This window comes from Silvibacterium bohemicum, assembly GCF_001006305.1.
Classification (GTDB): domain Bacteria; phylum Acidobacteriota; class Terriglobia; order Terriglobales; family Acidobacteriaceae; genus Silvibacterium; species Silvibacterium bohemicum.
In genome coordinates this window covers 476,160-497,623 of record NZ_LBHJ01000012.1, presented here as the reverse complement: position 1 = coordinate 497,623, position 21,464 = coordinate 476,160, and the positions used below count along the sequence as shown (strand labels likewise).

Genomic DNA, 21,464 nt, shown 5'->3' with positions numbered 1-21,464 from the left:
ATCCGACGGCCAGTCCGCTGCCGGAGGAGTTGAGAACACAAACACAAAAGCCCAGCTTGCGCTGGGCTTTGTCTGTTTACGATGATGCGGGTCAGCTCATGCGGCGTAAGCCGCGGTTCGCCGACCGCGCAGGTCATTCGGAGGCGGCCATTTCTTCGGCTTCGCCTTCCTGGCGCATCATTTCGAGCTCGCGCTCGGCTTCCTCGTAGGCTGTCTGCACTTCCTGCTGAACCTTCTGGGCCGCTTCTTCCAGCTCTGGGGAGAGCTGAATGTTGCGGTAGTACTCCATACCGGTTCCGGCGGGAATGAGACGGCCGACGATGACGTTTTCCTTGAGGCCGCGCAGGTTGTCGATGGCTCCGTTGATGGAGGCTTCGGTCAGCACGCGCGTGGTCTCCTGGAAGGATGCCGCGGAGATGAAGCTGTCGGTCGAGAGCGAGGCCTTGGTGATGCCCAGCAGCAGCGGACGGCCGATTGCGGGGCGTCCTCCTTCTGCGATGGCGCGCTCGTTCTCGTTGCGGAAGCGGAACTTATCGACCTGCTGCTCGAGCAGGAAGTTAGTGTCGCCGACTTCCTCGATCTTCACCCAGCGGAGCATCTGCCGGACGATGGTTTCGATGTGCTTGTCGGAGATGGCCACGCCCTGGAGACGATAGACTTCCTGGATTTCGTTCACCAGGTAAGCCTGCAGCTCCTTCTCGCCAAGCACGGCAAGAATGTCGTGCGGGTTGAGCGGGCCGTCCATCAGCGGTTCGCCAGCTTTCAGGCGCTCGCCTTCCTGCACGTTGACGTGGATACCGCGCGGTACGGAGTATTCCTTCTCTTCTCCGTTGTCGGCGGTGACGTAGATCTTGCGCTGACCCTTGGCCACTTCACCGAACTTCACCACACCATCGATTTCCGAGATGATGGCAGTTTCGCGGGGCTTGCGGGCTTCGAAGAGTTCGACGACGCGGGGCAGACCGCCGGTGATGTCCTTGGTGCGCGTGGTTTCGCGCGGGATCTTGGCAAGGATGTCGCCAGGCGAGACCTCGTCTCCGTCCTGAATCATAAGGTGCGCGCGCGAGGGCATCAGGTAACGCTTGTTGCCCTTGGCTCCCTTGATGATGATGGCCGGCTGGCGCTTCTCATCGGCTGCGTCGGCGACGACGAGACGGGAGAGGCCAGTGACTTCGTCCACTTCTTCGTTAAGGGTGATGCCTTCCTGCAGATCCTTGAACTGGATCGTTCCGCCAATTTCCGTCAGGATGGCAAAGGTGTAGGGATCCCATTCGGCCAGTACCTGACCAAGCTGGACAGCCGCGTTCTCTTCGACCTTGAGCTTGGCGCCGTAGACGATCTGGTAGCGTTCTTTCTCGCGACCGCGGTCGTCGACGACAGCGATGGAGCCGGACCGGGTCATCGCTACCAGATCACCCTGCTTGGAGCGCACAGTGACCAGGTTGATGAAGCGGACGGAGCCATTGTTCTTCGCGTCGAGGCGTGACTGCTCCGACACTCGCGATGCGGTACCACCTATGTGGAAGGTACGCATGGTGAGCTGGGTTCCGGGCTCGCCGATGGACTGCGCAGCGATGACGCCGACTGCTTCACCGAGCTCTACCATGCGCCCCGAGCCGAGGTTACGGCCGTAGCACAGGATGCAAACGCCGCGCTTGGACTCGCAGGTGAGCACGGAGCGAATCTTGACGCGCTCGATGCCAGCTGCCTGAATGGCGGAGGCCAGATCCTCGTCGATCTCCTGATTGACGTCGACGATGACGCTGCCTTCGAAGTCCTTCAGCTTCTCAAGCGACACGCGGCCGATGATGCGGTCGCGCAGCGGCTCGATGATCTCGCCCGACTCAACGATCGGAGTGACGTAGATGCCTTCGACGGTTCCGCAATCCTTCTCGCTGACGATGACGTCCTGCGCCACGTCGACGAGACGACGGGTCAGGTAGCCGGAGTCAGCGGTCTTGAGTGCGGTGTCAGCCAGACCCTTACGCGCGCCGTGCGTCGAGATGAAGTACTCGAGCACGGTGAGGCCTTCACGGAAGTTCGCCGTGATCGGCGTTTCGATGATTTCGCCCGAAGGCTTGGCCATCAATCCACGCATACCGGAGAGCTGGCGGATCTGCTGCTTCGAACCGCGGGCGCCGGAGTCGGCCATGACATAAATCGGGTTCATGGCTCCTTCCGCGTCCGCCTTCTTCATGTTGTTGAACATTTCGTCGGCAACCCGTTCGGTAACCGTCGACCAGAGCTGAATGACCTTGTTGTTGCGCTCACCGTTGGTGATCGCGCCATCAAGATACTGTTGCTGCACGGCGAAGCGCTGCTTCTCCGCGTCGCGGACGACGGTGTACTTCGTCTCCGGGATAACCATGTCGTCGAGGCCGACGGAGAGGCCGGAACGCGTCGCAAACTGGAAGCCCAGCTCCTTGATGCGATCAAGCATCTTCACTGTGACTTCGAGGCCAAGGTTCAGGTAGCAGTAGTTGACCAGCTGGCCGATGCCCTTCTTCTTAAGCAGGCCGTTGACGTAAGGCATGCCCTCGGGAAGCGCATCGTTCAGGATGGCGCGGCCGACGGTGGTCGAGATGTACTGCTTCTCGTACTGAACGGGTTCAGTATGGGTCAGATCCTGATCGTCGTACGCAGTGGTCATGTCCAGGACAGGACCGCTGTAGCGCAGACGGATCGGCGACAGGGTTTCGAGCTCCTTGGCATCCAGCGCCATGAGCACTTCTTCGATATTCGCGAAGACGCGGCCCTCACCCTTGGTGCCCTTCTTGGCTTTAGTCAGGTAATAGAGACCGAGCACCATGTCCTGGGTAGGAACGGTGATCGGCTGACCGGAGGCCGGCGACAGGATGTTGTGCGACGCGAGCATAAGCACGGACGCTTCCACCTGCGCTTCGGGCGACAGCGGGATGTGCACGGCCATCTGGTCACCGTCGAAGTCCGCGTTGAATGCAGTGCAGACCAGCGGGTGAATCTTGATGGCTTTGCCTTCGACGAGGACAGGCTCAAAAGCCTGAATGCCGAGACGGTGCAGAGTTGGCGCGCGGTTGAGCAGCACCGGGTGATCCTTGATGACTTCTTCGAGGATGTCCCAGACCACGGGCTCCTGCAGTTCCACCATTTCCTTGGCCTGCTTGATGGTGGTGCAGTGGCCGGTCTGCTCGAGGCGGTGATAGATGAACGGCTTGAAGAGCTCGAGCGCCATCTTCTTGGGAAGACCGCACTGGTGCAGCTTCAATTCCGGCCCTACGACGATGACCGAACGGCCCGAGTAGTCGACGCGCTTGCCGAGCAGGTTCTGGCGGAAGCGACCCTGCTTGCCCTTGAGGGTATCGGAGAGCGACTTGAGCGGACGGTTGTTGGCGCCACGCAGCACGCGACCGCGGCGGCCGTTGTCGAACAGAGCGTCGACAGCTTCCTGCAGCATGCGCTTTTCGTTGCGGACGATCACCTCAGGCGCATGGAGGTCCATGAGCTTCTTGAGGCGGTTGTTGCGGTTGATCACGCGGCGATACAGATCATTGAGATCCGACGTGGCGAAGCGGCCGCCGTCGAGTGGCACCAGCGGGCGCAGCTCCGGCGGAATGACCGGGATCACATCGAGGATCATCCAGTAAGGCTTGTTGCCGGACTTGCGGAAAGCTTCGACAACCTTCAGGCGCTTGGCGTACTTGAGGCGCTTCTGCAGCGAGGTCTCGGCCTTCATGCGCTCGCGGAGCTCGATGCCCAGCTCGTCGATGGTGACGCGCTTGAGCAGCTCTTTGATCGCCTCGGCGCCCATCATGCCCTTGAAGCCGGTGGGGCGATACTGTGCGTCGAGCTCGCGGAAGCGGGTCTCGTCCTTGATGATCTCGCGCTCGCGGGTGGGCGAGTCACCTGGATCGACAACGACGTAAGACTCGAAGTAGAGAACGCTCTCGAGGTCACGCAGCGAGATGTCCAGCAGGTGGCCGATGCGCGAGGGCAGTCCCTTGAAGAACCACACGTGCGAGCAGGGCGAGGCCAGCTCGATGTGTCCGAGGCGCTCACGGCGAACCTTGGAGACGGTGACTTCGACGCCGCACTTGTCGCAGATGACGCCGCGGTGCTTCATGCGCTTGTACTTGCCGCAGAGGCACTCCCAGTCGGTGACGGGGCCAAAGATGCGGGCGCAGAAGAGTCCATCGCGCTCCGGCTTGAAGGTGCGGTAGTTGATGGTTTCCGGTTTGGTGACCTCGCCATGCGACCAGCTGCGAATCTTCTCAGGGGAAGCGAGCTGGATGCGGATCGCGTCGAAGTCGGTGATCGGGCTTGTCAGTTCAAATGGGCTGGAACGGTACAAGGTGTTCCTCCTTGCAGATAGCGCTTAGGGATGAGCCATTAGCGATTAGCTGCGGTTGCTCTTGTTCTTTGCTGGCGGCGTAAATTTCGGCGCCGTCTTGAATCAATCTTCGGTCGGCGATAGCCATCAGAGATTTGCTAATCCCTGATGGCTAATCGCTAATCCCTAATCGGCGGCGGCCAGTGTCGGAAGCGGAAGCTTCTTAGGCTCGCCTGCGGGGGTCATCTTGATCAGCTCGACATCCAGGCAGAGCGACTGCAGCTCGCGAATGAGCACGTTGAACGACTCCGGCACGCCGGGTTCGATCGCCGCCTCGCCCTTGACGATGGCCTCGTAGATCTTGGTGCGGCCGTAAACGTCGTCGGACTTCGCGGTGAGCAGCTCTTGAAGAATGTAAGCTGCGCCGTATGCTTCCAGGGCCCAGACTTCCATTTCTCCGAAGCGCTGTCCGCCGAACTGCGCCTTGCCGCCCAGCGGCTGCTGGGTGATAAGCGAGTACGGTCCGATAGACCGGGCATGGATCTTGTCGTCGACCAGGTGCGACAGCTTGAGCATGTAGATGTAACCAACCGTTACCGGCTGCTCGAACTGATCGCCGGTCATGCCGTCGAAGAGGTGCGTCTTGCCTGAGCTGGGAAGTCCGGCCGCTGCAAGCAGCGCCTTGATCTCCGTCTCCCGCGCGCCGTCGAAGACCGCGGTGCCGAACCAGATGCCACGCTCCATGCCGAGGCCGACGCGCACCACCTGCGTGTCGTCGAGCTCGAGCAATTGGCGCAGGGCAGCAGTTCCCACGAACTTCTCCTTGAAGATCTCGCGGATGGTGTTGGCATCCTGGTTGGTCTTCACGATTCCGGCAATGGTCTTGCCGAGTTCGTGCGCCGCCCATCCGAGATGCGTTTCGAGGATCTGACCGACGTTCATACGCGAAGGCACGCCGAGCGGGTTGAGGACGATTTCAACCGGCGTTCCATCGGGCAGATACGGCATGTCTTCCTCGGGCAGGATGCGCGCGATGACGCCCTTGTTACCGTGGCGTCCGGCCATCTTGTCGCCGACCGACAGCTTGCGCTTCATGGCGATGTAGACCTTGACCAGCTTGATAACGCCGGGAGCAAGTTCGTCGCCCTTCTGCAGCTTCGCGATCTTCTCGTTGGTGATCTTGCGGAGAACGTCGATCTGGCGCGAGGTCATCTCTTCGATCTCGTCGATCTGCTCGTTCACGCGCGGATCCTTGTCGTTGTAGCGGATGCGCTTGAGGTTCTTGGTCGAGATGCGCTCGATGGCATCGCGGTCCAGGATGGCGTCCTTCACGAGCAGGCGCTTGTTGGTGCGCTCGTCGTGGAGATCGGCCAGGACCGTCTTGCCGCCCAGAATGCCTTCGAGGCGCTTGAGGCGCTCGTCGGTGAGAATCCGAATCTCGTCGGCGAGGTTCTTCTCGAGCTGCGCAACCTGCTCGGCTTCGATCAGCTTGGCGCGCTCGTCCTTCTCCTGTCCCTTGCGGGAGAAGATGCGGACGTCGACGACCGTGCCTTCGATTCCGGGAGGGCAGGTGAGCGAGGCATCGCGAACATCGCCGGCCTTCTCGCCGAAGATGGCGCGAAGCAGCTTTTCTTCAGGCGTCAACTGCGTCTCGCCCTTCGGAGTTACCTTACCGACGAGGATGTCGTTGTGCTTGATCTTGGCGCCGATGCGGATGACTCCGCTCTCGTCGAGATCGCGCAGCGCATGCTCGCTGACGTTGGGGATGTCGCGGGTGATTTCTTCCGGCCCCAGCTTGGTGTCGCGAGCTTCAATCTCGAACTCCTCGATGTGCACGGACGTGTAATAGTCCTCGCGCACGAGCTTTTCGGAGATGAGGATCGCGTCCTCGAAGTTGTAACCGCGCCAGGGCATGAAGGCGACCAGGACGTTGCGTCCCAGGCCAAGCTCGCCCTGCTCGGTGCAAGGACCGTCCGCGATCACCTGCCCCTTGACCACACGATCGCCGTGGCGAACGATAGGCTTCTGGTTGATGCAGGTGTTCTGGTTCGACCGCTTGAACTTGATGAGCTGGTAGATGTCGGAACCGACCTCACGCGACAGCTGCGTGGGGTGATGCTCGCCTTCTACGCGGATGATGATGCGCTCGGAGTCGACCGAATCGACGACACCGTTGCGGCGGGCCAGAATGACAGCGCCCGAGTCGCGTGCGGTGACGCCTTCCATGCCGGTGCCAACCAGTGGCGCTTCGGAAACAAGAAGCGGAACCGACTGGCGTTGCATGTTGGCGCCCATCAGTGCGCGGTTCGCATCGTCATGCTCGAGGAAAGGAACGAGCGAAGCGGCGACAGACACAAGCTGCTTGGGGCTGACGTCGACGTAATCGACTTCACCACGATCGACGAGGACGAAGTTTCCCTGACGGCGGGCATTCACCAGCTCTTCGGTGATGTTGCCCTCGCCATCGAGCTCGATGTTGGCCTGCGCGATGGTGTGACGATCCTCTTCCCACGCGGAAAGATAGAAGGAGAACGGATCGACCTCGATGAGACGCTTCTTGTCCTTGCTCAATTGCTCGTTGAGCTTCCGCGACTCGGACTTCTCGAGGTGATCGCCCACACGCAGACCGCTTTCGCCGGCGTTGGTGACCTGTACGTAGTCGAGCACGCGAGCACCCGCGACGCGGCGGTAAGGCGACTCGATGAAGCCATACTCGTTGATGCGCGCGAAGCACGAGAGCGAGCTGATGAGGCCGATGTTCGGACCTTCCGGCGTCTCAATCGGGCAGATGCGGCCGTAGTGCGTAGGGTGCACGTCGCGGACTTCGAATCCAGCGCGTTCGCGAGACAGACCGCCCGGCCCAAGTGCGGAGAGACGGCGCTTGTGCGTGATCTCCGAAAGGGGGTTGGTCTGATCCATGAACTGCGAGAGCTGCGAAGAACCGAAGAACTCCCTGATCGCGGCCATAACCGGCTTGGCGTTGATGAGGTCGTGCGGCATGGCCGTCGACATCTCCTGGTACACGCTCATCTTTTCCTTGATGGCGCGCTCCATGCGGACGAGACCGATGCGGAACTGGTTCTCCATCAGCTCGCCGACCGCGCGAACGCGGCGGTTGCCAAGGTGATCGATGTCGTCGACGACGCCGATGTTCTTGCGCAGCTTGAGCAGGTAGCGGATGGTGTCGTAGAAGTCCTCAGGCGTCAGCGTGCGGCGATCGAGGGGCGAGTTGTCCTGGTTCTCGTAAAGCTTGATGTTGAACTTGAGACGGCCCACGCGCGAGAAGTCGTACTTACGCGGATCGAAGAACATGCCCTCGAAGAGCGCAGTCGCGGTGTCCAGGGTCGGTGGATCGCCCGGACGCAGCTTGCGGTAGATCTCGATCAGCGCCTCTTCCGGCTTGCGCACGGAGTCGCGGCGAAGGGTGTTGGTGATGATGTTGCCCACATCGTCGCGCTCGGGGAAGAAGACCTCGATGGAGGTGACGCCGCTCTCGATGATCTTGTGCAGCTTGTCGGCGGTGAGCTCCTGGTTGGCTTCCATGAAGACTTCGCCGGTCGTGGTGTCGATGACGTCGGAAGCAGTGACCGCTCCATCCAGCTCGGTGGTTTCGATCTCGACCTCGGAGATCTTCGCGTTGCGAAGCGCCTTGAGGATCGAAGGGGAAACCTTGCGGCCGGAGTGAGCAATCTCCTCACCCTTGTGAACAACGGCGTGCGCGGGCTTCGCACCCAGCAGGTGCGTCGTCTTCTCGGCCTTCTCGTCGATGGTCCAGTGAAGCTTGCCTTCCTTCACGTTGATCTTGTCGACGGTATAGAAGGTCTTGAGGATCTCGTCGTCGGCCTTCAGACCGAGGGCGCGCAGGAAGATGGTGCCGAGGAACTTGCGCTTGCGATCGATGCGGACATAGAGAGTGTTCTTCTGGTCGTACTCGAACTCCACCCACGATCCGCGGTAGGGAATGATCTTGCCCAGGAAGTAAGTGCGGTTGTTCGCGGTTTCGAAGAAGACGCCGGGGGAACGGTGGAGCTGCGAAACGATCACGCGCTCGGTGCCGTTCACGATGAAGGTGCCGTTCTGCGTCATCAGCGGAATGTCGCCGAAGAAGACTTCCTGCTCCTTGATGTCGCGAATCGACTTGGCGCCGGTCTCGGGGTCCTTGTCGTAAATGGTGAGGCGCACCGTCACCTTGAGCGGAGCGGAATAGGTCATGCCGCGCTCTTCGCACTCAGCCTGGTCGTACTTGAGCTGCAGACCTACAGGGTCGCCGCACTTGTTGCAGAAGTCGGGCGTGTTCTTGTTGTAGGTGCCGCACTTCGAGCAGAGAACATCGCCGGGATGGAACGGATCGGTGATGACCATGTTGCCGCAATTAACGCAGGCGGTACGAAGGTGGTGAAGACCCTTGAGGTGTCCGCACTTGCACTCCCAGTTGCCGATGGAGTAATCAACGAAATCAAGCTGCGAGATGTTACGAAAATCGGTGATGGGAAAGACAGAGGTGAAGACGGACTGGAGGCCGTTGTCTTCACGCTCCGAGGGCAGCTTGTCCATCTGCAGAAAGCGTTCGTAGGAGCGGCGCTGAACTTCAATGAGGTTAGGGATCTGAATCGATGTAGGGATTTTGGAAAAGTCGAGACGGCTACGAAGGGCGCGGTTCTCGTTGGACATTCTTCACTCCTCAGACTCGGCGACACGAGGTTCCGATATTCCGGCAAAACGAAGACCGCTCGAGTCATGCGGCATCCGCTGTCTTTGCACGCGATTCATGCCTTCTCCGCCCCGTCCGGAGGAGACATCGCGTTTAATTCTTTATGGCCGTCGCCGGCTTTGCTCGAACAGAGCAAAGAATGGGACTGCCAGTACTACTTGCGCGAAAGGCGACGTTGGGCGTAGTCTTCCGCTTTACTCAAGACAACCTCGCGGGACAAAACGTCGTCCCACGGAGGGTTTGGCTAAAGAGCCGGTGGATCTGGTTGTCTGGCGGGAACTGAAAGAAGGAGGCGCGACGCACTCACGGAAGAGAAGACATCTGCCGACAAAACGGAAAGACGCTCGCAGAGACAGCAAGTCCCACGAGCGCAACAACCGAATTGTGCACTAAAGCTTGACAGAATGTTTGCTTCCCGCCGATTCCCGTACTGCGTGTTCGCCGCCTAACTTCCGATCTCACATCATATCCACAGGGCCGCCGATTATCCTGTCGATACGCCGGTAGACGATTCCACCGGATGATTCAAAGCACCTTACCGCCAACGCGCGGACAACCGAGCCCTCGACTTGCGGGACTCGCGAATTCCTCTAGCCGGGTTGCTGGTGTAAGGGATAAAGACCGCGTTCGAAATCCGACATACAAAGACAGCCGGGCGGAACGCACCTCTATGAGAATAGCGCGTTCCGCTTTGGCATGCAACTTGCTGGCAGAAGTCAACGGTCTAAGTACAGGGCTCAGGGCAAAGAAATCGCCTTTACTGAGCCCTACACTCTCCACCCTGACAACTGGAACTACTTGACTTCGACGGTGGCGACGCCTTCGAACTTCTTCTTGATGGCCTCGGCGTCTTCCTTGCTGATGTTCTCCTTCAACGGCTTGGGAGCTCCATCGACCAGATCCTTGGCTTCCTTCAGACCGAGCGCGGTTACTTCGCGTACGGCCTTGATGGTGTTGATCTTGTTCGCGCCGGCATCCTTCAGGATGACGGTGAACTCGGTCTGCTCAACGGCTGCCGGAGCTGCCGCTGCACCCGCGCCGCCGGCAACCATCACCGGAGCCGCTGCTGCTGCCGAAACGCCAAGACGCTCTTCGAGCTTCTTCACCAGGGCTGCCGCATCGAGCAGGCTGAGCCCAACGATCTGATCTTCCAATTGCTGTAAATCCGCCATGATTGTCTCCACGTAAAACTAAATTTGTATTGCCGCCAAAGCGCCTTGACGCTTCGGTTGCCGCTCGCTCCACCCCAAGGTTTCCGATGTGCCCAGACTGGCACCCCCCAAAGCTTCCCGGCGACGAATCCGGTAAACCAGCCAGCAGTTAGCTTGCTGCTACGAACTTTTCCTTCTCGACGCCCTGGCCGAGAACCACTGCCAGATCGCGGCCGGTGGCATTGATGACCGAGGCCAGACGCTGCGCCGGCGAGTTGATGAGGAAGAGGAGCTTCGCGAAGATCTCTTCCTTGCCGGGCATGGTTGCGAGGGCCTTGACCTCTTCAACATTGATAACCTTGCCGTCGACGATGCCGAGCTTGAAAGTGAACTGCGAGTTGTCCTCGACCCAGGTCGAGAGCGCCTTGGCCAGCGCGACCGGGTCGCCGCTGGTGTAGGCCACGGAGGAAACACCCTTCAGCCCCTGCAGCGCGCTTTCGATCCGCGTTCCCTGCGATGCGCGTGCCGCGAGCTTGTTCTTGAGAACGCGATAACGGCCGCCAGCGGCGCGAACGGTCTTGCGCAGCTCGAAATCCTGCGCAACGGTGAGCTTGGCGAAGGTGCCGACGATGGCGCTGGTCGAGCCCTGAAGCTCCTGCGCGAGCTGGGCGACCTTCTCGTGCTTCTTTGCTTTGGTGATTGCCATAATTAGCCTCTAGCTTTTAGCTTCTAGCTCTTAGCTAAAACATTTGTCTTTTTTTGACCCGCTTGGGTCGCATTTCATATTGCCCCGCCAAAAACCTGCTAACGGCTAGAAGCTAGCAAGCCAAGGGCTGAACTTTACGCCTTGGCTGCGGCGTCGGCGACTGCGCTGTCGAGCGGAATTCCGGGGCCCATCGTCGAGCTCAAGGTGATGCCCTTAATGTACTTACCCTTGGCAGCCGACGGCTTGGCGCGAACCACGCTGTTGATCACAGTCATCGCATTCTCGACCAGCTTCTCCGGCGTAAACGAGAGTTTGCCCACAGGAACGTGCACCAGGGCGGTCTTATCGGTACGGAACTCGATCTTACCGGCCTTGATTTCCTTGACGGCTGCGGCCACATCGCTGGTGACAGTGCCAGTCTTGGGGTTAGGCATCAGACCGCGGGGTCCGAGAACCTTACCGAGACGGCCGACGGACTTCATCATGTCCGGAGTGGCGATCAGAGCGTCAAAGTCGGTCCAGCTTTCCTTCTGAATCTTCTCGACCAGGTCTTCGCCGCCGACGAACTCGGCTCCGGCAGCTTCGGCTTCCTTGAGGCGGTCACCGGAGGTGATGACGGCTACACGCTTGGTCTTACCCAGGCCATGCGGCAAAACAACCGTTCCGCGCACCATCTGGTCGGCGTGCTTAGGATCGACACCGAGACGCATGGTGAGATCGACAGTCTCGTCAAACTTGGCGTACTTGACTTTTTGCAGGAGCGGAACCGCATCCTGAAGGGCGTAAGGGCGGGGCTCAACGGCCGCGCGCGCCTTCGCGACATTCTTGCTGATTTTTCTCGACATACTTCCTCAGTCTTCCACCGCTCAGTCGCTGTTGCTTGCTGGCCGTGGTTGCACACGCCCGTGGTTTGAGCGCGTCTTTTGATTATCACCTAGTTCGGCGCTGGAGGCAAGGATCAAAAATCTATGGTAGCCGTCGCAGCTTGAAATCCGACCCATCGCGCCACTGCTTCCGCGTCGCGCCGGATACTAAATACTATGCCGGGACGCCAATATTCCTGAGAGTGGACGAAATCCCATACTCCCAGAAGTGATGCATTTCCAGACGGAAGCCGGTAATCGGCCCTTCGCCTTCAAGTATCTCTGGTTGCAGAAGCGTTGCGGGCTCCTGACCGGGGCGGTAGATCATGGCGAGCTTGCGCCGGGGATCGATGAGCCAGCCGAGTTCGGCGCCACGACTGAGCCAAAATTCCATCTTTGCCTCAACCGTCGAGGCACGATCACTCTCGGAGCGAAGCTCAAGGATGAATTCCGGACAGAAGCTCAGGAATACTTTCCGCTGCCCGGGACTAAGAGCATTCCAGCGGGGAGCTGAAAGCCAAGCCACATCGGGTCCGCGCATGGTCTTGTCAGGAAAGCGGATTCCGAGATCAGGACCAAAAACAATTCCCCCAGCCTGCCTGGACCAGAGAGTCAGCTCTGCTGCAAGGTACTGGTTGAGGCGGCTGCTATCAGGACCGGCGGGAGTCATGATCGTAATGCTTCCATCCGCGTCGCTCTCGATCTCCATACCTCGATTGGCAGCGCAAAAGGCTAGCAAGTCCTCGTCGCTCAGCGGTTGAGCTGGCCGAAGGATGATGGGAAGCGGGATATCACGCAAAGACAGTTCAAACGAAGACGATTCAGATGAGGATTGATCCGTCTCGCGCTGAAGAACTGGAGTGGCTGACATTCCACGCCTCCTTCACGAAGTCTATGCTACGACGTCAATGCCCATGGAGCGCGCGGTACCCTTGATGCTCTTGACCGCGGACTCGACGGAGGCGGCGTTCAGATCGGGCATCTTCTGCTTGGCGATGTCCAGCACCTGCGCCTCGGTCACGGTTCCGACCTTGGTCTTGTTCGGAACACCCGATCCCTTGGCCAGATTCGCAGCCTTCTTCAGCAGGATGGCCGCGGGCGGCGTCTTGGTGACGAAGGTGAAGGTGCGATCGACGTAAACGGTGATGACGACGGGGATGATGAGTCCGGCCATCTCCTTATTCTGGGTGCGGGCGTTGAACTGCTTACAGAACTCCATGATGTTGACCTGAGCCTGGCCGAGGGCGGGGCCTACGGGCGGCGCCGGGGTCGCCTTGCCGGCTTCGATCTGGAGCTTTACGGAAGTCTGAACTTTCTTTGTTGGTGCAGCCATTGCGTTTTCCTTTTTACGGCAGCTTCTAGCTTCTCGCTATCAGCCCCTAGCTGAATTCTTTCGGCAGAGAGCCTTCAGGGCCAATTCCACCAGCGGCTAAAACCGCTTTCCTTCTCTATACTTCCGGCGCGGCTGAAGCCATGCCCTGATACAAGATCTCTACGAGAGAGATGAGAGTCTACGGTAAACGCTAAGCTCTCAACTCCAATCCCTGCGCTACTCGACCTTCTCTACCTTGCCGAATTCGAGCTCTACCGGAGTGGAGCGGCCAAAGATCGTTACCATCACCTTCAGCGTCTCGCGATCCTCGTTGATATCGTCGACGATGCCGTTGAAGTTGGCGAAGGGGCCCTCGGTGATGCGTACCGATTCGTTCTTCTCGAACTTGATCTTGAGGCGCGGCTTCTCTTTCGACGTCTCGCTGCGGAAGAGGATCGAGCCGACCTCCGCTTCGCTCAGAGCCACCGGCTTGTCGCCGGTGCCGAGAAAGCCCGTGACCCGGGGCGTGTTCTTGATCACGTGCCAGAGATCGTTGTCCAGATCCATCTCGACCAGAACGTAGCCGGGCAGAAAGACCCGCTCGACGGTACGCTTCTTGCCGTTGACCAGCTCAGTGACCGGCTCGGTCGGAATCATCACCCGGCCGATGCGGTTCTGCAGACCAAAAGCCTGCACCCGGCTCTCGATGGATTCACGAACCTTCCGCTCAAAGCCCGAGTAGGCGTGGATGATATACCACTTGAATTGCTCGTTGGCCGGAGGCCCCAGCTGTTCGGGCGGCTGCTCGCCACTGTTTTCGATTTCGTCTGCCATCAAACCCTCTTCTAGCACCTACTGCGTGCTCCCCAGCGAGTGCAGGAGCGCGCGAAGCGCGTGATCGAGCACCGAATCCACCACATAGAAGAAGCCGGCGAAGGCAAAAACAGTAAGGATGACAACGGTGGTCGTAGTACGCACCTCGTCGCGCGAGGGCGTCACTACCTTGCGCATCTCGCCACGCACGTCTTTCAGGAACTCGCGCGTACGGGTGACCAAGCCGGTCACATGCTGCATACCCTGCTGCGCGCCGGAACGTTCCTGCTGATCGGATGCTACGATTGCCTTTGCCATAAACCCTTCTTTGCCCAGCTTTTTCCTGGTCAGAGCGGCGGGGAACCACTCTCTACTTCTTCGATTCTGATCCTACCTACGATACCGCATGTTGCCTGGTTCAAAAATCTGGCAGGGGCGCTCGGATTCGAACCGAGAAGTTCGGTTTTGGAGACCGACAGTTTAACCGTTGAGCTTACGCCCCTGTAACAGCAGGGGGTAGGGTACAGGGCGTAGAAAACCTGAATTCTCTGTGCCCTACAACCTAATCCCTGAACCCTGCCTTATTTCGTTTCTTTGTGGTCCGTGTGCTTGCGGCAGCGGTTGCAGAACTTCGAGAACTCCAGACGGCCGGTGGTCGTCTTCTTGTTCTTCGTCGTCGAGTAATTCCGCTCCTTGCATACGGGGCACTGTAATGTCACAATTTCGCGCATCTTTTTATCCTAACCGATCGGCCGAAATCGCGTCCGGGACGATCAAATCCGCTTATTCACTTCCGGGGCTAAAGCCCCTTTCTACTTTGAAGGGATTTCCGGGGGCTAAAGCCCCCGGCTCCCTCCGAAACTGCAAACCACTTTCGAGCCAACCAGGCTTAAGCTGGCCAACCGCGAGAGCTACCGGCCTTGAACTGCCCAGACCCAAGCTACCCGAATTTCAACTATCCAGCCTTAAGCTAACCGCTTTGAAGCTGGCCGCCTTTAAGCAAACCGCTTCAGCCACCCGGACTTGAGCTGCTACTTGATAATTTCCGAGATGGTGCCGGCGCCTACTGTGCGTCCGCCTTCGCGGATTGCAAAGCGCAGGCCCTTCTCCATCGCCACCGGAGTGTGCAGCTCGATCTCGAGCGAAATGTTGTCGCCCGGCATCACCATCTCCGTGCCCGCAGGCAGGGTCGCCGAACCAGTCACGTCCGTGGTGCGGAAGTAAAACTGCGGACGATAGCCGTTGAAGAACGGCGTGTGACGGCCGCCCTCTTCTTTCGACAACACGTAGATCTCGCCCTTGAACTTGGTGTGCGGCGTGATCGAGCCGGTCTTGGCCAGAACCATTCCGCGCTCCACGTCTTCCTTGGCAATGCCGCGCAGCAGAAGCCCCGCGTTGTCGCCGGCCAGACCTTCGTCCAGCTGCTTCTTGAACATCTCGACGCCGGTAACGACCGTCTTGCGCGTGTCGCGGAAGCCTACGATCTCTGCTTCCTCGCCCACCTTCACCTTGCCGCGCTCGATACGGCCCGTAACCACAGTGCCGCGACCCGAGATCGAGAAGATGTCTTCGATCGGCATCAGGAAAGGCTGATCGATCGCGCGTGCAGGCAACGGAACATTCGCGTCGACAGCGGCCATCAGCTCGTCCACCGACTTCTCCCACTGCGCCTCACCGTTAAGCGCTCCCAATGCAGAGCCGCGAATCACCGGCACATCGTCGCCGGGGAAGTTGTACTTCGACAGCAGCTCGCGAACTTCCATCTCGACCAGGTCGGTCAGCTCGGAATCTTCCACCGCATCGCACTTGTTCAGGAACACCACGATGTACGGCACGCCTACCTGGCGAGCCAACAGAACGTGCTCCTTGGTCTGCGGCATCGGTCCGTCGGTCGCAGCGACGACCAGGATTGCTCCATCCATCTGCGCCGCGCCGGTGATCATGTTCTTGATGTAGTCGGCGTGGCCCGGGCAATCGACGTGCGCGTAGTGACGGTTCGCCGTCTCATACTCCACGTGCGCCGTCGCGATCGTGATACCGCGCTCGCGCTCCTCGGGTGCGTTGTCAATCGTGTCGAACGAGCGGAACTTGTTGTTCGGGTTGTGCTTCGACAACACCTTCGTGATCGCCGCAGTCAACGTCGTCTTCCCGTGATCAATGTGTCCAATCGTTCCCACATTCACGTGCGGCTTCGACCGGTCAAATTTCTCCTTCGCCATTTCCTTCTCCTCGAATTCTGTAAAAAAACTCTTAAATGCGCGCTAACTCAGTAGTACGCATAGACTTTCAAATACTTTGCCCGGATGGCTGGCTCTACGTGCTCCACCATACTCAGGTACTGCTCGCGAATGTGGCCGCGGTCCGAGTCGCCCAGTGCAGCATACTTTGCCGCCGCTTCAGGACCAAGAAGACCGCTGGCCAGGATGGCCTCGAACTGGCGCGCGCGGAGCTTATTGCGCTGCACTCCATTCAGAAATCGCTCGACCTGTTTCGCCGCAAAAGCCGACTTCAGGGCGCCATGCACATCGCTGAAGGTCTTTTCGTCCCGAATGGGAAGCACTGCCTGTTCGTACATCCTGACCCTTGCCTTCTTTCCTCAGCGGCCCAAGCCGCGCCTATCTCGAAAATCCGACCTTCAACTTCTGGAGCGGGAGACGGGAATCGAACCCGCGACCAACAGCTTGGAAGGCTGTGACTCTACCACTGAGTTACTCCCGCACGTACTGCAGCAAGCCAGCCCGCCTTCGGCAGAAGCGAGTCAGCAAGCCAGCCCACTCCTCGGCTCGCCTGCTGACTCGCTGACTTGCTCTAAATTCTGGAGCTGATGACCGGGATTGAACCGGTGACCTCTCCCTTACCAAGGGAGTGCTCTACCAACTGAGCTACATCAGCGTCCGTTTACGAGGGCTTCGCAGTAAAACCGCTCTCGCCCTCTCGCTTTGTTCGCGCCTTTCCAGCGCTCACGCCGCGATTCACCCGTTTACGAGGGCTTTGCAGTAAAACCGCTCTCGCCCTCTCGCTTTGTTCGCGCCTTTCCAGCGCTCACGCCGCGATTCACCCGTTTACGAGGGCTTCGCAGTAAAACCGCTCCCGCCCTCTCGCTTTGTTCGCGCCTTTCCAGCGCTCACGCCGCGATTCACCCAAACCTTACGACACAATCCCGATTCGAATTCAATCGGGACTCCCTTCTCCATCGTAACGCGAACGCCCCGGCGTCAACGTTACGCGAAGAGCAAATCCACCCAGCAAAACAAACACCAGGGTGCGAACCCTGCCCGCATCCATCGTTCGCCAAGCTACCGCCGCCAGAACCCCGAGCATCGCCAAGGCCACCACCTTGCGCCTTACGCCCTCGAACACCATTCCGACGCTGCCTTCCCAATCTCTGGTGCACAGGGGAGGATTCGAACCTCCGTAGCCACCACATTCGAGGGTTTTGGCTTCGCGCTTTCGGCTCTCGCCCAAACCCTCTCGCCTTGCTCGCGCCTTACTAGCGCTCCCGCCGCGATTCACCCCGCTACTACTCAATCTCTGGTGCACAGGGGAGGATTCGAACCTCCGTAGCTCCAAGGAGCGGCAGATTTACAGTCTGCTGCCATTAACCGCTCGGCCACCTGTGCATACCACTCGAGAGCTTCGAATAAAACCGCTCTCGCTCTCTGGCTTCGCCCGCGCATCTCAGCGCCGGTTCGACCATTCCAACTATCTTCCCGCAGGCAAATTCACCGCTCATTCTTCCTGAGGACACCCAGCGGCCATCCGGAGTCGAACTCCGGCAAAAAACCTTTGCGCTGGTGGAAGGATTCCGCCCCGAAGAGCGATCGGCTACCCTGCTCACGCCTGTCTTGACCTGGGTCGTTTGGAGCTGGCGAAGGGACTTGAACCCCCGACCGCCTGATTACAAATCAGGAGCTCTACCAGCTGAGCTACGCCAGCCCAAAACAGTTCGCACCCAAGCTTACTTCGAACGCACGGATGCGTCTGCAATCAGAGGGTACAGAACAGGATTTTAGCACGATGATTCTCGCCCCGCAACGCGCACACCACGTCAGCGCCGCCAGGACATTTCACAGGGGAGACTTTCGTTGTCTTTTCGTGGAAAAGCCGTTCGAAATGCACGAGAAGTGCGGCCCTCAACACCTCATTTATCGATCCACGGGACTGTCGCCAAGGAACAGGCCGCGGCACCAACCAAACCTCGTTGATCCGGCCGCGCCGCCCATAATCCAGCAGACCGCATACGAAAACTGGAAGCAATCCCCTTCATACAGTGTCTCTATAACGCGCAGATTCGATCATTTCTGTGCTGTAATGCGCTCAGGCTCTGCTTATGAAACTACTGGCTAAATTGAATCTCCTGCTGTTTATTGTCTTCGGACTGGGACTCGTCCTGATTGCCGTCAATGCGCGCAATTTTCTTCTGGAAGGCGCAAAGAAAACAGTTGTCAACCAGGCGGAGCTGATGGCTGCCGGCGCTCTGGCCACTCGCGACTACACCGACGAAGAGATCAGCCCCATCCTCGAAAAAACGCCGGAATATCAAAATACCTTCCTACCCCAGACCATCCCATTTTATGCGGCTACGGTCACCTTCAACCGGCTCAGGAAGGCCTTCCCGGAATACGCATACAAAGAGGCCACTCTCAACCCGACAAATCTGGCCGACCGGGCTGACGATTGGCAGGCCGACATCATCGAGTACTTCCGCAACCATCCCGGAGCCAAGGAGTACACGGGCGAGCGCTCTGGAGCGACCGGGCAGACGCTCTACCTGGCGCACCCCATCGCGGCAGCGCCTGGATGCCTGACCTGCCATAGCCTGCCGAGCGTGGCTCCGGCAGCGCTGGTCAAGCGTTATGGGAATCAAAACGGCTTCGGCTGGCAGCCCAACGAAATCGTCGCCGCACAGATCATCTCTGTCCCTATGTCGGTGCCAATCGCCCTGGCCAATCAGGGCTTCCGGGACCTGCTGATCAGCTTGAGCGTTATCTTTTTCGCGGCGATAGCCGTGATCGATGTCGGCATGTACCTCATCGTCATCCGGCCGCTGCGCGCGGTCAGCGCATCGGCGGACCGCATCAGCACCGGCGATATCGACCAGGCCGCACTTCCCGTACGAGGCAAGGATGAGATCGCCGAAGTCACAACCTCGTTCAATCGCATGCATACCAGCTTGAGGAAAGCGATGGAGATGCTGAACGGCTAGAGCATTTTTCTATAGGTGTAGACCGAAGAGAGGCGCTTTACGCAGCTTTTCCGTCAAGAAAAGGTGCACTTAGCGAATTTCCAAGAGGATACAGTAATAGAAAAAATGTTCTAAATCTCTAAACTACGGTCGGCTTGTGCCTTTCGACCGCAGGAAGCGCTGGCGGTCGACTTCGGCAGGGATATGCATCGCCGCTTCCTTATACAGATCGTCGAGATTCGCGCACTTGGGGGCCAGCTTACGGACCAGCACGCTGGCGATAGGCCCAATAAACACGGCCAGCTTCTTGGTCACGTCGTCCAGCGGAAAAGCCGCAACCTGCGAGGAGCGCGGCTGGCTGGGTGATCCGGAAATCCCAAGGTTGAAAGAACCGCTGCTCGGCACGGCCATGGTGCGGGTAGGCGAAGAAAGCAGCTCGTCGATAAACGTTTGCGGAATGGCTTCGAGCGCAGCGAGAAAATCCCGCGCCGTGGCAAAGCGGTCGGCGGGATCCTTTTCGAGAGCCTTCAGGATGGCCACGGAAAGGCTCTGCGGCAGGCGAGGATCGACCTCCTGCGGAGGAACGGGCCGCTCGCTCAAGTGCGAGCGCATGATCTCGAAATTGCTCTCGCCTTTAGCGGGCAGACGGCCGGTCAGGATTTCGTACAACATCACGCCGACCGCGTAAATGTCCGATTTGCTGGTGGCCTTGTCACCGGCGATCTGCTCCGGCGACATGTAGCTCACTGAGCCGACCATGAAACCGGGCGCAGTGAGTTCGGCGGAGCGCTCGCTGATGGCGATGCCGAAATCGAGCAGCTTGGCCTGGTCATTCTCGGTAATCATGATGTTGGTCGGCTTCACATCGCGATGAACGACGCCGCGCTGATGCGCGTAGTCGAGGGCAGAAAGAACCTGGCACGTATATTGCAAAACCTGGGGCACGGGAATGCGCGTTCTTACGCTCTTGTCGCGCAGGGTTTTCCCCTTCACTAGCTCCATGACCATGACTAGCTGTCCGTCGTGATAAAAGGCGTTGTGGAGAGAGGCGATATTCGGGTGGCTGAGAGCGCCGAGCAGTTGAATCTCACGGCGGAATCGCTCGCCTACCTCCTCACCGGAGCGCTCTTGCGTCAGCAAAGCCTTGAGCGCTTCGCGGCGCTGGGAGATGACATGGGAAGCCTCGTACACCTGGCCAAGACCGCCCTTGCCCAGGATGCCTACGATTTCGTAGTCCCCGACGCGTTGTCCGATTTCAAAGGCCATAACGATTCGCAGGCGAAATCAAAAGCCCGCGCCACTCCCTTTACTAATACGAGCAGGTCCGTACAGCTCTTCTCAACGAAGAAGCTGTGTCAGGTTCGATTCCCCTCTTGTGCACCTGCAGGAGAACCACTCTAACTCTTCGGGGTTGGGTGAACCGAGGTTCGCATCACTGCTCTGCAACGAGGATAGCGCAGGCGCGCCCGGAGTGGGAGTTTCCGTGTGCGGGTGCTCAGCTCCGATTCATCAAGAAGCCGATACGGACCCTCCGAGATGTAACTGCCCATAGTTACTATCCGACTTACAACAACTGCAGCCCGCAAGACGCGGGCTGCAGTCACGAGGCGAACGGTATTTCGATTACCGGTGGCCGCCGGATACGGCGATCAGCTCGCCGGTAAGCCATGCCGAGTCGTCAGAGGCAAGGAAGACTGCAACCGGAGTTACGTCCTTCACCTGACCGATGCGGCCAAGCGGCGCAGTGGCTTCGATGTTCTTCTGAAAGTCGCTGCCGATGAAGCCCGCGGTGTGCGTGCCTTCGGTCTCGATCATGCCAGGGTTGATGGAGTTGACGCGGATCTTCTTCGGGCCAAGCTCCTTCGAGAGCACGCGCGTGATCGCATCGACCGCGCCCTTGGTTGCGGTGTAGACAGCGGAGGTGGGCGGGGTAAGCGTGCTCACCACCGAGCCAATGTTGATAATGCTTCCGCCCTCTGCGGGGAAGAGCGTCTCCGCTTCTTTGGTGGCCAGCAGCAGGCCGAGGACGTTGGTGTTGAAGATGTGATGGAAGTGCTCCTCAGTAATCTGATCGAGCGGCGAGAAAGCATAGACACCTGCGTTGTTCACCAGGATGTCGAGCTTGCCGAATGCCTTTTTGGTTTCGGCGAAGATCTTCTTCACATCGGCACCGTTGGCCACGCTGCCCTGAACTGCTACAGCTTTACCGCCCTTACCGGTGATCTCGGAGACCACGCGATCGGCGCCTTCTTTGCTGGACGAGTAGTTCACCACTACCGACGCACCCTCTGCAGCCAATCCCTTGGCGATGTCGGCTCCGATACCCTTCGACGCGCCGGTTACGACGGCGACCTTACCTGTCAGCTTGCTCATAAGAATTCTCCTGGCTATCGAATCAATTCGACATTTCGATAACT

General features: G+C 59.0%; 16 protein-coding genes and 5 tRNA genes. 1 reads left to right on the top strand and 20 read right to left on the bottom strand.

Translation table 11 applies throughout. From position 1 onward, the window contains the following. Positions 1-133: 133 nt before the first annotated feature. The 18 genes from rpoC to XX99_RS18380 form a co-directional block, all read right to left on the bottom strand. Complete coding sequence (gene rpoC / locus XX99_RS18465; protein WP_050060851.1) at positions 134-4,327, bottom strand: DNA-directed RNA polymerase subunit beta'; 4,194 nt, start codon at positions 4,325-4,327, stop codon at positions 134-136. A 165-nt stretch (positions 4,328-4,492) separates the two neighbouring features. Further along, positions 4,493-8,977: a DNA-directed RNA polymerase subunit beta gene (rpoB, locus tag XX99_RS18460; protein ID WP_050060850.1), complete on the bottom strand. Its 4,485-nt coding sequence runs from the start codon at positions 8,975-8,977 to the stop codon at positions 4,493-4,495. A gap of 834 nt (positions 8,978-9,811) precedes the next feature. Further along, entirely contained in the window at positions 9,812-10,189 is a 378-nt protein-coding gene (gene rplL / locus XX99_RS18455; protein WP_050060849.1) for a 50S ribosomal protein L7/L12, read from the bottom strand. A 148-nt stretch (positions 10,190-10,337) separates the two neighbouring features. Beyond that, the gene (gene rplJ / locus XX99_RS18450; protein ID WP_050060848.1) at positions 10,338-10,874 is read right to left on the bottom strand and encodes a 50S ribosomal protein L10; all 537 of its coding nucleotides are present in this window, start codon (positions 10,872-10,874) and stop codon (positions 10,338-10,340) included. Between the two features lie 134 nt (positions 10,875-11,008). After that, the gene (gene rplA, locus XX99_RS18445) at positions 11,009-11,719 is read right to left on the bottom strand and encodes a 50S ribosomal protein L1 (RefSeq protein ID WP_050060847.1); all 711 of its coding nucleotides are present in this window, start codon (positions 11,717-11,719) and stop codon (positions 11,009-11,011) included. A gap of 193 nt (positions 11,720-11,912) precedes the next feature. Then, positions 11,913-12,608, bottom strand: a complete 696-nt coding sequence (locus XX99_RS18440; protein WP_050060846.1) for a Uma2 family endonuclease — start codon at positions 12,606-12,608, stop codon at positions 11,913-11,915. 21 nt (positions 12,609-12,629) lie between these two features. Further along, positions 12,630-13,070: a 50S ribosomal protein L11 gene (rplK, locus tag XX99_RS18435; protein WP_050060845.1), complete on the bottom strand. Its 441-nt coding sequence runs from the start codon at positions 13,068-13,070 to the stop codon at positions 12,630-12,632. Between the two features lie 216 nt (positions 13,071-13,286). Then, positions 13,287-13,883 carry a transcription termination/antitermination protein NusG gene (gene nusG / locus XX99_RS18430; protein ID WP_050060844.1) on the bottom strand — a complete coding sequence of 199 codons (597 nt, stop codon included), beginning with the start codon at positions 13,881-13,883 and terminating at the stop codon, positions 13,287-13,289. Between the two features lie 18 nt (positions 13,884-13,901). Next, the gene (gene secE, locus XX99_RS18425; RefSeq protein ID WP_050060843.1) at positions 13,902-14,180 is read right to left on the bottom strand and encodes a preprotein translocase subunit SecE; all 279 of its coding nucleotides are present in this window, start codon (positions 14,178-14,180) and stop codon (positions 13,902-13,904) included. 109 nt (positions 14,181-14,289) lie between these two features. After that, a tRNA-Trp gene (locus XX99_RS18420) sits at positions 14,290-14,365 on the bottom strand. Positions 14,366-14,443: 78 nt separating this feature from the next. Then, positions 14,444-14,593, bottom strand: a complete 150-nt coding sequence (rpmG, locus tag XX99_RS18415) for a 50S ribosomal protein L33 (protein ID WP_050060842.1) — start codon at positions 14,591-14,593, stop codon at positions 14,444-14,446. Between the two features lie 300 nt (positions 14,594-14,893). Beyond that, entirely contained in the window at positions 14,894-16,081 is a 1,188-nt protein-coding gene (tuf, locus tag XX99_RS18410) for an elongation factor Tu (RefSeq protein WP_050059839.1), read from the bottom strand. A gap of 47 nt (positions 16,082-16,128) precedes the next feature. Beyond that, positions 16,129-16,437, bottom strand: a complete 309-nt coding sequence (locus XX99_RS18405; RefSeq protein ID WP_050060841.1) for a hypothetical protein — start codon at positions 16,435-16,437, stop codon at positions 16,129-16,131. Between the two features lie 68 nt (positions 16,438-16,505). After that, positions 16,506-16,580, bottom strand: a tRNA-Gly gene (locus XX99_RS18400). Between the two features lie 98 nt (positions 16,581-16,678). Next, a tRNA-Thr gene (locus XX99_RS18395) sits at positions 16,679-16,754 on the bottom strand. A gap of 279 nt (positions 16,755-17,033) precedes the next feature. Beyond that, complete coding sequence (locus tag XX99_RS18390; protein WP_231581476.1) at positions 17,034-17,327, bottom strand: hypothetical protein; 294 nt, start codon at positions 17,325-17,327, stop codon at positions 17,034-17,036. 67 nt (positions 17,328-17,394) lie between these two features. Then, positions 17,395-17,482: transfer RNA gene (locus XX99_RS18385), tRNA-Tyr, on the bottom strand. A gap of 240 nt (positions 17,483-17,722) precedes the next feature. After that, positions 17,723-17,798 (bottom strand) — tRNA-Thr (locus tag XX99_RS18380). A 394-nt stretch (positions 17,799-18,192) separates the two neighbouring features. On the opposite strand from XX99_RS18380, the gene XX99_RS18375 reads away from it, so the two are divergent. Further along, positions 18,193-19,068: a c-type heme family protein gene (locus XX99_RS18375; protein ID WP_050060840.1), complete on the top strand. Its 876-nt coding sequence runs from the start codon at positions 18,193-18,195 to the stop codon at positions 19,066-19,068. Positions 19,069-19,191: 123 nt separating this feature from the next. Here the strand turns inward: XX99_RS18375 and XX99_RS18370 are convergent, their stop codons facing one another. Next, entirely contained in the window at positions 19,192-20,313 is a 1,122-nt protein-coding gene (locus XX99_RS18370; protein ID WP_050060839.1) for a serine/threonine-protein kinase, read from the bottom strand. A 357-nt stretch (positions 20,314-20,670) separates the two neighbouring features. Continuing rightward, a complete protein-coding gene (locus XX99_RS18365) occupies positions 20,671-21,420 on the bottom strand; it encodes an SDR family NAD(P)-dependent oxidoreductase (RefSeq protein WP_050060838.1) in 750 nt (249 codons plus the stop codon). Positions 21,421-21,464 lie beyond the last annotated feature (44 nt).

Coding starts and splice junctions, on each gene's coding strand:
- rpoB (WP_050060850.1), bottom strand. CDS start 8,977: ATGTCCAACGAGAACCGCGCCCTTCGTAGCCGTCTCGACTTTTCCAAA.
- rplL (WP_050060849.1), bottom strand. CDS start 10,189: ATGGCGGATTTACAGCAATTGGAAGATCAGATCGTTGGGCTCAGCCTG.
- rplJ (WP_050060848.1), bottom strand. CDS start 10,874: ATGGCAATCACCAAAGCAAAGAAGCACGAGAAGGTCGCCCAGCTCGCG.
- rplA (WP_050060847.1), bottom strand. CDS start 11,719: ATGTCGAGAAAAATCAGCAAGAATGTCGCGAAGGCGCGCGCGGCCGTT.
- XX99_RS18440 (WP_050060846.1), bottom strand. CDS start 12,608: ATGTCAGCCACTCCAGTTCTTCAGCGCGAGACGGATCAATCCTCATCT.
- rplK (WP_050060845.1), bottom strand. CDS start 13,070: ATGGCTGCACCAACAAAGAAAGTTCAGACTTCCGTAAAGCTCCAGATC.
- nusG (WP_050060844.1), bottom strand. CDS start 13,883: ATGGCAGACGAAATCGAAAACAGTGGCGAGCAGCCGCCCGAACAGCTG.
- secE (WP_050060843.1), bottom strand. CDS start 14,180: ATGGCAAAGGCAATCGTAGCATCCGATCAGCAGGAACGTTCCGGCGCG.
- rpmG (WP_050060842.1), bottom strand. CDS start 14,593: ATGCGCGAAATTGTGACATTACAGTGCCCCGTATGCAAGGAGCGGAAT.
- tuf (WP_050059839.1), bottom strand. CDS start 16,081: ATGGCGAAGGAGAAATTTGACCGGTCGAAGCCGCACGTGAATGTGGGA.
- XX99_RS18405 (WP_050060841.1), bottom strand. CDS start 16,437: ATGTACGAACAGGCAGTGCTTCCCATTCGGGACGAAAAGACCTTCAGC.
- XX99_RS18375 (WP_050060840.1), top strand. CDS start 18,193: ATGAAACTACTGGCTAAATTGAATCTCCTGCTGTTTATTGTCTTCGGA.
- XX99_RS18370 (WP_050060839.1), bottom strand. CDS start 20,313: ATGGCCTTTGAAATCGGACAACGCGTCGGGGACTACGAAATCGTAGGC.
- XX99_RS18365 (WP_050060838.1), bottom strand. CDS start 21,420: ATGAGCAAGCTGACAGGTAAGGTCGCCGTCGTAACCGGCGCGTCGAAG.